At 71.5% G+C, this 10723-nt stretch carries 11 protein-coding genes and 1 pseudogene; 7 read left to right on the plus strand and 5 right to left on the minus strand.

What is annotated here, in order from left to right:
- Positions 1–137: 137 nt before the first annotated feature.
- Together GT042_RS30315 and GT042_RS30320 are read right to left on the minus strand one after the other, a co-directional pair.
- Positions 138–1163, minus strand: a complete 1026-nt coding sequence (locus tag GT042_RS30315; protein WP_161311895.1) for an aldo/keto reductase — start codon at positions 1161–1163, stop codon at positions 138–140.
- Positions 1164–1169: 6 nt separating this feature from the next.
- A complete protein-coding gene (locus GT042_RS30320; RefSeq protein WP_161311896.1) occupies positions 1170–1634 on the minus strand; it encodes a MerR family transcriptional regulator in 465 nt (154 codons plus the stop codon).
- Positions 1635–1721: 87 nt separating this feature from the next.
- Between GT042_RS30320 and GT042_RS30325 the strand changes: the two genes are divergently transcribed.
- Entirely contained in the window at positions 1722–2219 is a 498-nt protein-coding gene (locus GT042_RS30325) for a GNAT family N-acetyltransferase (protein ID WP_161311897.1), read from the plus strand.
- Between the two features lie 17 nt (positions 2220–2236).
- The gene (locus GT042_RS30330) at positions 2237–3055 is read left to right on the plus strand and encodes a serine hydrolase domain-containing protein (RefSeq protein ID WP_161311898.1); all 819 of its coding nucleotides are present in this window, start codon (positions 2237–2239) and stop codon (positions 3053–3055) included.
- Positions 3056–3132: 77 nt separating this feature from the next.
- Here the strand turns inward: GT042_RS30330 and GT042_RS30335 are convergent, their stop codons facing one another.
- Positions 3133–3789, minus strand: coding sequence for a pirin family protein (locus GT042_RS30335; RefSeq protein ID WP_161311899.1), 657 nt, complete (start codon positions 3787–3789; stop codon positions 3133–3135).
- A 75-nt stretch (positions 3790–3864) separates the two neighbouring features.
- Here GT042_RS30335 and GT042_RS30340 point away from each other — a divergent pair, with 75 nt between their 5' ends.
- The 5 genes from GT042_RS30340 (at position 3865) to fabF (ending at position 8749) form a co-directional block, all read left to right on the plus strand.
- Entirely contained in the window at positions 3865–5046 is a 1182-nt protein-coding gene (locus tag GT042_RS30340) for a helix-turn-helix domain-containing protein (protein WP_161311900.1), read from the plus strand.
- A gap of 89 nt (positions 5047–5135) precedes the next feature.
- Positions 5136–6077 (plus strand): ACP S-malonyltransferase, encoded by a 942-nt coding sequence (locus GT042_RS30345; RefSeq protein ID WP_161311901.1) that lies wholly within the window; start codon positions 5136–5138, stop codon positions 6075–6077.
- Positions 6078–6091: 14 nt separating this feature from the next.
- Complete coding sequence (locus tag GT042_RS30350; RefSeq protein ID WP_161311902.1) at positions 6092–7093, plus strand: ketoacyl-ACP synthase III; 1002 nt, start codon at positions 6092–6094, stop codon at positions 7091–7093.
- Between the two features lie 65 nt (positions 7094–7158).
- A complete protein-coding gene (locus GT042_RS30355; protein WP_161311903.1) occupies positions 7159–7407 on the plus strand; it encodes an acyl carrier protein in 249 nt (82 codons plus the stop codon).
- 79 nt (positions 7408–7486) lie between these two features.
- Positions 7487–8749 (plus strand): beta-ketoacyl-ACP synthase II, encoded by a 1263-nt coding sequence (fabF, locus tag GT042_RS30360; protein ID WP_161311904.1) that lies wholly within the window; start codon positions 7487–7489, stop codon positions 8747–8749.
- Between the two features lie 84 nt (positions 8750–8833).
- On the opposite strand, the pseudogene GT042_RS30365 reads toward fabF, so the two are convergent.
- Positions 8834–9721 (minus strand): annotated as a pseudogene (locus GT042_RS30365) (NAD(P)-dependent oxidoreductase); the annotation flags it as partial.
- Between the two features lie 34 nt (positions 9722–9755).
- On the minus strand, positions 9756–10250 hold the full coding sequence (locus GT042_RS30370) for a DUF3145 domain-containing protein (RefSeq protein ID WP_161311906.1): 495 nt from the start codon (positions 10248–10250) through the stop codon (positions 9756–9758).
- Between the last annotated feature and the right edge of the window lie 473 nt (positions 10251–10723).

Raw genomic sequence — 10723 nt, forward strand, 5'->3', positions numbered from 1 at the left:
GAGCCACGCAAGCGCGGCCGGCGCCACGGACGTACGCCACCCGAACCGCGCCGGCGGGGCCGGAGCCGTACCCGCGTGCCCGTCCGGCGGGGCCGGAGTCGTAACCCGCGTGTGCCCCCTCCGGCCGGAGCCCGAGGCTACTCTCGGCCCGCCGAGACGAACGTCAGGTCCGCCGACCTGCCGCCCTTCACGCGGGACGCGATCGGGGCCAGGAGGTCCAGTTCGCTGTCCGTCAGGACCAGGCGGGTCGCGGCGGTGTTCTCCTCCACCCGGGCGCGGCTGCGGGTTCCCGGTATCGGGACCACGGTCAGGCCGTGGATCGCCGAGCGCTGCTGCGCCCAGGCCAGGGCGACCTGGCCGAGCGTCGCGTTGCGGCCCTCGGCGATCTTGCGTACGGGCTCCAGCAGCGCCGCGTTCGCGCGGGCGTTCGGGCCGTTGAAGCGGGGCTGTCCGCGACGGAAGTCGCCCTCGCCCAGCTCCTGCTCCGCGTTGACGAACGAGCCCGTCAGGAAGCCGCGGCCGAGCGGGGAGTACGGCACGAGCGCCACGCCCAGTTCGACGGCGGTCGGCACGATCCGCTCCTCGATGTCGCGGCTGAACAGCGACCACTCCGACTGGAGCGCTGCGATCGGGTGCACGGCCTGCGCGGCGCGCAGCTCACCCGCGGTGACCTCGCTCAGCCCGAGGTGCTTCACCTTGCCCTCCGCGACCAGTTCGGCCATGGCCGAGACCGTCTCCTCGACGGGGACCCTCACGTCACGCCGGTGCATGTAGTACAGGTCGATCACATCGACCCCCAACCGCGTGAGACTGCCCTCGACACACGCCCGCAGGTACGCCCGGTCGTTGCGGATGGTCCTGGCCCCGTCCTCCGGGGACACGCCGAGCCCGAACTTGGTGGCCAGTACGATCTCGTCGCGGTGCGCCTGCACGAAGGGGGCGATGAACTTCTCGTTCTCCCCCTGCCCGTACACGTCCGCCGTGTCGAACAGCGTCACGCCCAGTTCCAGCGCGCGCTCCAGCGTCGCCCGCGCCTCCGCCACGTCCGTGGTGGGCCCGTAGGTGTCGCTCAGGCCCATGCAGCCGAATCCCTGGGCGCCCACCTCCGGTCCCGTGGTGCCGAGTCGTACCGGGGTCAGGGGTGTGATCGTGCTGTCGCTCATGGGTCTTCAGACCCTTTCCGGCGCCCGACGGGCACCCGCGTAGAAGCTGATCTTGTGGTCGAGCACGGCGACGGTGTCCTGGAGTTCGCTGATCCGGTCGATGACGTCGCGACGGGTCCGCTCCAGCAGTTCCTGCCGTTCCTCGAACGTCTCCTCGCCTACCCGGATCAGCTCCGCGTACCGCACCATGTCCGCGACCGGCATGCCGGTCAGCCGCAGCTTGGTCACGAACTCCAGCCAGTCCAGGTCCTGGTTGGAGAACCGGCGCTGCCCGGTGTTCGACCGGTCGACGTGCGGCATCAGCCCGATCCGCTCGTACCAGCGCAGGGTGTGCGCGGTCAGGCCGGTGAAGGCGGCGACCTGGCTGATCGTGTAGCGGTCCTTGCCGTCGGGGCTCGGGTGGGGTCGCGGAGGCGCGGCGCAGACGTCGACAGGTTCTGTCACGGCGGGGCTACTCTCCATCAGCGTCATGCGTCACACGCTAGAACCTTCGAGTGCACTCGAAGCAAGCGAATAATGCGACGAGATTCGCGGCGGACACGCCCTAGCATCGTCCGCATGACCCTCGCACGACCCGCCACCCCCGCCGACGCCGAGGAACTGGTCCGCCTCCGCACGGTGATGCTCGACTCCCTCGCCGGGCCCAGCACGGACCTCGGCTGGCAGCCCGCCGCGGTGGAGACGCTCCGGCGGAAACTCGCGGACCCTTCGGGCGATTTGACCGCCTTTGTGGTAGATCGACCGGATGCCCCGGACACCTCGGGCACCCCGCACACCCCCGGCGCACTCGCGGCGACGGCCGTCGGCGTCATCGAGCACCGCCTCGGCGGCCCCGCCAACCCCACAGGCATCAGCGGCTATGTGTTCAGCGTCGCCACCGACCCCGACCTGCGCCGCCGCGGTTACTCCCGCGCCTGCGTGGAGGCGCTGCTCGACTGGTTCCGTGCGCGCGGGGTACGGAAGATCGACCTGCGCGCGTCCCGCGAGGGCGAACCGCTGTACGCCTCGCTCGGGTTCGTCCGTACCCCCGACCCCGCCATGAGGCTGACGCTCTAGACCTCTACGCTCGTCGTATGCAGAGTCTGGCGTTGATCGACAACTGGCCCGTGCCGACCACGGCCGCCGCCGTCGTACGGGCGGACGGCACCGTCGTGGGGTCGCGCGGTCCCACCTCGCACCGCTTCCCCCTGGCCTCCGTGACCAAGCCGCTGGCCGCGTACGCCGTCCTCGTGGCGTACGAGGAAGGGGCCGTCGAACTCGACGAGCCGGCCGGTCCCGAGGGCTCCACCGTCCGTCACCTGCTCGCGCACTCCAGCGGACTGGCCGCCGACGAGAACCGGGTGACGGCCCCGCCCGGCACCCGCCGGATCTACTCGAACGCGGGCTTCGAGGCGCTGGGCGACCATGTCGCCAAGGCCACCGAGATCCCGTTCGGGGAGTACGTGTGCCAGGCGGTCCTCGAACCGCTCGGTATGACCTCCACCACACTGGACGGCTCCCCGGCCAGGGCCGCCGTCTCGACGGTCGACGACCTGACGCGCTTCGCCGCCGAACTCCTGGCGCCCCGCCTGCTGGACCCCCGCACGGTGCTGGAGGCCATGACGGTCGTCCACCCGGGGCTCTCCGGCATCCTGCCCGGCTACGGGCGGCAGAAGAACAACGACTGGGGCCTCGGCTTCGAGATCCGCGACACCAAGTCCCCGCACTGGACGGGCGGTTCGTCCTCACCGCGCACGTTCGGCCACTTCGGGGTGTCCGGTACGTTCCTGTGGGTCGACCCGGACGCGGGGGCGGCCTGCGTCTCCCTGTCCGACCGGGACTTCGGCCCGTGGGCGATCGAGGCGTGGCCCCCGTTCACGGACGCGGTGCTGGCCGAACTGCGCGCGGGCTGAGCGACGCCGGACGACAGACAACGGACGACGACGGACGACGGACGACGGACGACGGACGACGGACGACAAAGCAAGCCCTAGAGCCGGCCCGACATCTCCCACAGCAGGACCTCCGCAGGGCCGCCCGTCACGTCCAGGCCCTCCGCGTCCGTGATCCGCGCCGAGTCCCCCGGTCCCAACTCCTCGCCGTCCAGCCGGGCCCGGCCCCGTACGACATGGACGTACACGAACGCCGCGTCCGGTACGGCCGCGCGCTCGTCCTCCCGCAGCCGGCGCACGTGCAGCATCGCGCCGGCCTGCGGGAGGGCGTACGGCGTGGAGTCGGCGATGCCGCGCACGATCTCGTACCCCGGCTCCCCGCCCGGCTCCAGCGGCGCGAGCCACATCTGCACGAACACCAGGGGCAGTTCCGCGTCGTTGCGCTCCACGTGCCGTACCCCGTCCGCCGCGCTGAGCCGCTGGACGTCCCCGGCCCTGACCACCGTGGCGTGGCCCGCCGAGTCGCGATGGGTCAGCTCGCCCTCGGCGACCCAGGTGACGATCTCCGTGTGGCTGTGCGGGTGTTCGCCGAAACCGGCGCCCGGCGCGAGCCGTTCCTCGTTGCAGGCGAGCACCGCGCCGAAGCGCAGATTGTCCGGGTCGTAGAACCGTCCGAAGGACAGGGCGTGCCAGGATTCGATACCGGCGGAGGGATCGCCGCCCCGGTAACGCTCCTCTGCGCGCACGACTCGCATCACAGGTCCCACCGTAGGGGATGCCGGGCGCCCCGGCGGCTTCCTCACCCGTACCGATAAGGCAGTCTTGTCCCCGTGCCTGAACCAGCGAACGTAGCCCACTCCCACCCCGCGACACTGCGCCGCCTGGAGCAGTCGGCCGGGCGGCTCGCCGCGAACGCCATCGCGCGCATGGACGCGACGCTGCCGTGGTACCGCGCGATGCCGCCGGAGAACCGTTCGTGGATTGGGCTGGTCGCGCAGGCGGGCATCGCCGCGTTCACCGAGTGGTTCCGTCACCCGGAGACCCCGCAGGCCATCTCCACGGACGTGTTCGGTACGGCTCCGAGGGAGCTGACGCGGGCGATCACCCTGCGCCAGACCGTCGAGATGGTACGGACGACCATCGAGGTCATGGAGACGGCGATCGAGGAGGTCGCCGCCCCCGGCGACGAGTCCGTGCTGCGGGAGGCCCTGCTCGTCTACGCGCGCGAGATCGCCTTCGCCACCGCACAGGTGTACGCGCAGGCCGCCGAGGCCCGTGGGGCCTGGGACGCGCGGCTCGAATCCCTCGTCGTCAACGCGGTCCTCTCCGGGGAGGCCGACGAGGGCGCGGTCTCCCGGGCCGCGGCGCTCGGCTGGAACGCCCCCGAACACGTCTGCGTCCTGCTCGGCACGGCCCCGGACGGGGACAGCGAGCTGACCGTCGAGGCGATCCGCCGGGCCGCCCGGCACGCCAAGCTCCAGGTCCTCACCGGCGTGCTCGGCGACCGCCTCGTGGTGATCGCGGGCGGCAGCGACAACCCGCTCCAGGTCGCCAAGGCCCTGATCGGGCCGTACGCGGCGGGGCCCGTCGTGGCGGGACCCGTGGCCCCCGATCTGCTGGCCGCGACGAAGTCCGCGCAGGCCGCCGCCGCCGGGCTCAAGGCCTGTTTCGCCTGGCAGGACGCCCCCCGCCCGGTCCTCGCCGACGATCTGCTGCCGGAGCGCGCGATCGCCTCCGACCCGGCCGCGCGGGACCAGCTGGTGGAGGAGATCTACAGACCGCTGGAGGAGGCGGGCTCCGCGCTGCTGGAGACTCTGAGTGTCTATCTGGAGCAGGCGAGCAGCCTGGAGGGCGCCGCCAGGATGCTCTTCGTCCACCCGAACACCGTGCGCTACCGGCTTCGACGAGTGACTGACGTCACCGGATGGTCACCTTCCGATGTACGGTCCGCGTTCACGCTCCGGATCGCCCTCATCCTCGGGCGCTTGGCCGAGCGGGAGGCTCAGTCCTAGACTTTTGTCGTACTCCAACAATTCCCCCGACGGTTCTTCGTCCCTGTCGTCACGGGCGGTGAAGGCCATCCACAAGAGAGAGTGTGAGGGTGCTCGTACTCGTCGCTCCCGGCCAAGGCGCTCAGACGCCCGGCTTCCTGTCTCCCTGGCTCGATCTGCCCGGCGCCGAAGACCGGCTGCGGGCCTGGTCGGCCGCCATCGACCTGGACCTCGTCCACTACGGCACGAAGGCCGACGCGGACGAGATCCGCGACACGGCCGTCGCCCAGCCGCTGCTGGTGGCCTCCGCGCTGCTGTCGGCCCGTCAACTCTTCCCCGCCACCGGCGACCTGGCGCGTGACGTCGGCGCGGTGGCCGGTCACAGCGTCGGCGAGCTGGCGGCCACCGCGCTCGCCGGTGTCCTCACCGACGAGGCGGCCATCAGGCTCGTACGCACCCGCGGCCTGGCCATGGCCGACGCCGCCGCCGTCACCAGGACGGGGATGTCCGCCCTGCTCGGCGGCGACCCCGACACCACCGTGGCGCACCTGGAGACGCTCGGGCTGACGCCCGCGAACGTGAACGGGTCCGGCCAGATCGTGGCCGCGGGCACGCTGGAACAGCTCGCGGCGCTGGAGGCGAACCCTCCGGAGGGTGTACGGCGTGTCGTGGCGCTCAAGGTGGCCGGCGCGTTCCACACGCACCACATGGCCCCCGCGTCCTCGGCGCTCGAAGAGGCCGCCCGCGCGCTCGACCCCGCGGACCCGGCCGTACCGTACGTCTCGAACAAGGACGGTCAGCCCGTCGCCACCGGCGCCGACGTACTGACCCGTCTGATCGGCCAGGTGGCCAGCCCGGTCCGCTGGGACCGGTGCATGGAGACCTTCCAGGAGCGGGGCGTCACCGCGCTGATCGAGCTCTGCCCCGGGGGTACCCTGACCGGTCTCGCCAAGCGCGCCCTGCCCGGTGTGAAGACCTTGGCCCTGAAGACCCCCGACGATCTCGACGCGGCCCGCACCCTGATCGCCGAGCACTCCTCCACGGCTGACTAAAGGAGCCAGAGAGCATGTCGAAGATCAAGCCCAGCAAGGGTGCTCCGTACGCGCGCATCATGGGCGTCGGCGGCTACCGCCCGACCCGGGTCGTGCCCAACGAGGTGATCCTCGAGACGATCGACTCGTCCGACGAGTGGATCCGCTCCCGCTCCGGAATCACGAGCCGCCACTGGGCCTCCCCGGAGGAGACCGTGGCCGCGATGTCCATCGAGGCGTCCGGCAAGGCCATCGCCGACGCCGGGCTCAGGCCCGAGCAGATCGGCGGGGTGATCGTCGCCACCGTCTCGCACTTCAAGCAGACCCCGGCCATCGCCACGGAGATCGCCGACGCGATCGGCGCGGGCAAGCCCGCCGCGTTCGACATCTCCGCGGGCTGCGCCGGCTTCGGCTACGCGCTGACCCTCGCCAAGGGCATGGTCGTCGAGGGTTCGGCGGAGTACGTCCTCGTCATCGGCGTGGAGCGGCTCTCCGACCTGACCGACCTGGAGGACCGGGCCACGGCCTTCCTGTTCGGCGACGGCGCGGGCGCCGTGATCGTGGGCCCCTCGAAGGAGCCGATGATCGGCCCCACGATCTGGGGCTCCGAGGGCGACAAGTCCGACACCATCAAGCAGACGGTGTCGTGGGAGGAGTACCGCCACGGCACGGTGGAGAAGTTCCCCGCCATCACGCAGGAGGGCCAGGCGGTCTTCCGCTGGGCCGTCTTCGAGATGGCGAAGGTCGCCCAGCAGGCCCTCGACGCGGCGGGCATCACCTCCGCCGATCTGGACGTCTTCATCCCGCACCAGGCGAACATGCGGATCATCGACTCGATGGTGAAGACCCTCAAGCTGCCGGACAGCGTCACGGTCGCGCGTGACGTGGAGACCACCGGCAACACCTCGGCCGCCTCGATCCCGCTCGCGATGGAGCGGCTCCTGGCGACCGGACAGGCGAAGAGCGGCGACACGGCGCTCGTCATCGGCTTCGGGGCGGGTCTCGTGTACGCCGCTACGGTCGTTACCCTCCCCTAGTCACGCCGGACCCTCCGGTACGTGTTCCCATATATCCCTCTGCTCAATATCGAAGGAGCGCCCACATGGCCGCCACGCTGGAAGAAATCGTCGCAGGTCTCGCCGAGATCGTGAACGAGATCGCCGGTATCCCGACCGAGGACGTCCAGTTGGACAAGTCCTTCACCGACGACCTCGACGTCGACTCGCTGTCCATGGTCGAGGTCGTCGTCGCCGCCGAAGAGCGCTTCGACGTGAAGATCCCGGACGACGACGTCAAGAACCTGAAGACGGTCGGCGACGCCGCGAACTACATCCTCAAGCACCAGGACTGACCGCACCGCGCGGCTGACGCCACCCGGTGGTGGCGCCGTATAAAATTCAGCACCCTCTACACGTGGAGAAAGAATTCCAGTGAGCTCGACCAATCGCACCGTGGTCGTCACCGGTATCGGCGCAACCACACCGCTGGGTGGCGACAGCGCATCGACCTGGGAAGGTCTGCTCGCCGGCCGCTCCGGGGTGAAGCCCCTGGAGGGCGAGCGCTTCGCCGGTCTGCCGGTCCGCATCGCCGCCGTCGCGGCGGTCGACCCGGGCGATGTACTGCCCCGTCCGCTCGCCCGCAGGCTGGACCGCTCGGCGCAGTTCGCGCTGATCGCGGCCCGCGAGGCGTGGGCGGACGCGGGTTTCACCGCCCGCGCCGGTGACGACACCTCCGTCGACCCCGACCGGCTCGGGACCGTGATCGCCTCCGGCATCGGTGGCGTCACGACCCTGCTCGACCAGTACGACGTCCTCAAGGAGAAGGGCGAACGCCGCGTCTCCCCGCACACCGTGCCGATGCTGATGCCCAACAGCCCGGCCGCCAACGTCAGTCTGGAGGTGGGCGCCCAGGCGGGCGTGCACACTCCCGTCTCGGCCTGCGCCTCGGGCGCCGAGGCCGTCGGTTACGCGGTGGAGATGATCCGCAGCGGCCGGGCCGACGTCGTGGTCGCCGGTGGTACGGAAGCGGCCATCCACCCGCTGCCCATCGCCGCGTTCACGAACATGATGGCGATGTCGAAGAAGAACGACGACCCGGCCGGCGCCTCCCGCCCGTACGACACGGGCCGCGACGGCTTCGTCCTCGGCGAGGGCGCGGGCATCGTCGTACTGGAATCCGCCGAGCACGCGGCCAGGCGGGGCGCGCGGGTCTACTGCGAACTGCTGGGCCAGGGCATCTCGTCGGACGCGCACCACATCGCGCAGCCCGAGCCGACCGGCCGGGGCATCGCGAAGGCGCTGGAGAACCTGCTGGCGTCGACGGACCTCAAGGCGTCCGAGGTCATGCACCTCAACGCGCACGCCACGTCCACCCCGCAGGGCGACGTCGCCGAGATCAAGGCGCTGCGCCGGGTGCTGGGCGACGAGCTGGACCATGTCGCCGTGTCCGCGACGAAGTCGATGACCGGCCACCTGCTGGGCGGCGCGGGCGGTATCGAGACGGTGGCCACCGTGCTGGCGCTGTACCACCGTACGGCCCCTCCGACGATCAACCTGACCGACCAGGACGAGGACGTCGACGCGGACATCGTCAAGGGCGAGCCGCGCGCGCTCCCCGGCGGGACGATCTCCGCGATCAACAACTCCTTCGGCTTCGGCGGCCACAACGTGGTCCTGGCGCTGCGTACGGTCTGAGTCCGTACGAGCGGCGCGCACCGCCGCACGGCACGAGGCCCGTCCCCCGGGTGGGGACGGGCCTCGCCGTGCAAGGAGCTCATGTCACTCGTCGAAGCTGGCGAAGTACGAGGCCGCCATGTCCTCCTCGCCGTGCCCCAGCTCCTTGGCGCGGCGGAAGCGTTCGGCGCACGCGGCCATGACGTCCAGGTGGACGCCCTCGGCCTCCGCCGCCTCGACGATCAGCCGGGCGTCCTTGGCCCCCGTGTTGACGGAGAAGCTCGGCGTGTAGTCCCCGTCGAGGATCATCTCCGCCTTGGCGTGGAGGTACGGCACGTCCATCGGGCCGCCCGAGGTGAGGTCCAGGAAGGCTCTCGGGTCGGCGCCGATCCCCTTGGCCAGGGCGAGCGCCTCGGCCGCCCCGTTGGTCAGGGTCAGGGTCCAGCCGTTGGCGACCAGCTTGAGGCGGGTGGCGGCGGCCGAGGCGCCGTCCTCGCCCAGCCAGAGCGTGCGCCGCCCGATGACGTCCAGGACGGACCTGAGGCGGTCCCGGTGCTCCTCGGGGCCCGCCGCCAGCACCGCGAGCTGTCCGTTCTCCGCAGGGGCCTTGGTGCCGACCACGGGCGCGTCGTAGAAGACGACGCCGTACTCCGCCGCGAGGGCCGCCAGCCCGGGGACGTCCGCGAGGCCCACGGTGGTCGACTGGAGCCAGAGGGTCCCGGCGCCCAGGCCGGGCGCGGCGGCGGTGAAGGCGTCCCGGACCGCTGCCGCGTCGTACACGACGGTGAGGACCACGTCGGCGCCCGTCACCGCCTCGGCGGCGGTGGCCGCGACCCGCGCGCCGTCGGCGGCGAGCGGCTCGGCCTTCGCGGGGGTTCGGTTCCACACCCGGACGTCGTGTCCCGCGCGGCAGAGGGTGCGGGCCATCGCGGAGCCCATGATTCCGGTGCCGAGGACGGCTACTGCGAGATGATCGGTCATGGGTCCACGGTAGGACCCCGGGAGACGCCCCCGTGCGCGGGAGCGCTCAGACGACCTGGTGGAGCCAGCGGACCGGCGCGCCCTCGCCCGCGTACCGGAAGGGCTCCAGCTCGTCGTCCCACGGCTTGCCGAGCAGCTTGGCGACCTCCGCCTCCAGCTGGGTCTCGCCCTGCCGGGAGCGGGCCAGCGCGGCGCGCAGCCGGTCCTCGGGGACCAGGATGTCGCCGTGCATGCCGGTGACCGCGTGGAAGATGCCGAGGTCGGGCGTGGCGCTGTAGCGCTCCCCTTCCGCCGTGGCGCAGGGCTCGGCGGTCACCTCGAAGCGGAGCATCTGCCAGCCGCGCAGGGCGGAGGCGAGCTTGGACGCCGTGCCCGGTTCGCCCTTCCAGGAGACCTCGGCTCTCCAGGTGCCGGGTGAGGCCGGCTGCCGGATCCAGTCGAGCTGGACCCGCAGGCCGAGGACTCCGGCCACCGCCCATTCGACGTGGGGGCACATCGCGCGCGGTGCGGAGTGAACGTACAGAACTCCACGTGTCGTCACCGGGACCTCCAGTGTGGGACGAGGTTCGCCTTTCCCAGCGGCCTCAGTAAACAGCATCGGGAGTGAAACTCCACAAAAGGGACAGTATGTGACGTGAGGTAATTTACCGGAGCCACGCGTTCGGGGCCTCTGGTCCGACGTGGGAAAAGCTACCGTGCGGCGGGGTGCCCGGGGTGACGTACCGTCGGTCCCGGGGCCGATATGCGCGAAGCTTTCACTCGCCGGGGCGCCGCCGGGTGCCAGGCGCATGTGCCGCTGGTACGGGCGGTTCCCGAGCGGCCGAAAAGCGCCGGGAACGGCCGCAGGAGCAACGTCGAACACGAACCGACGGGAGGACCGCGATGCGGGAGGGCCGACGGACCGGGAGTGCGACCCCGGCGCGCCGCCGTACGGACGACGGGCGCGCGTGGCGTCGGCGTGGCGGCGGCCGTGCGCGTGTCGCGGGTGGTCCGCGTGTCGCGGGCGGTCCGCGT

This window comes from Streptomyces sp. SID3212 (genome assembly GCF_009865405.1).
Taxonomy (GTDB): Bacteria; Actinomycetota; Actinomycetes; order Streptomycetales; family Streptomycetaceae; genus Streptomyces.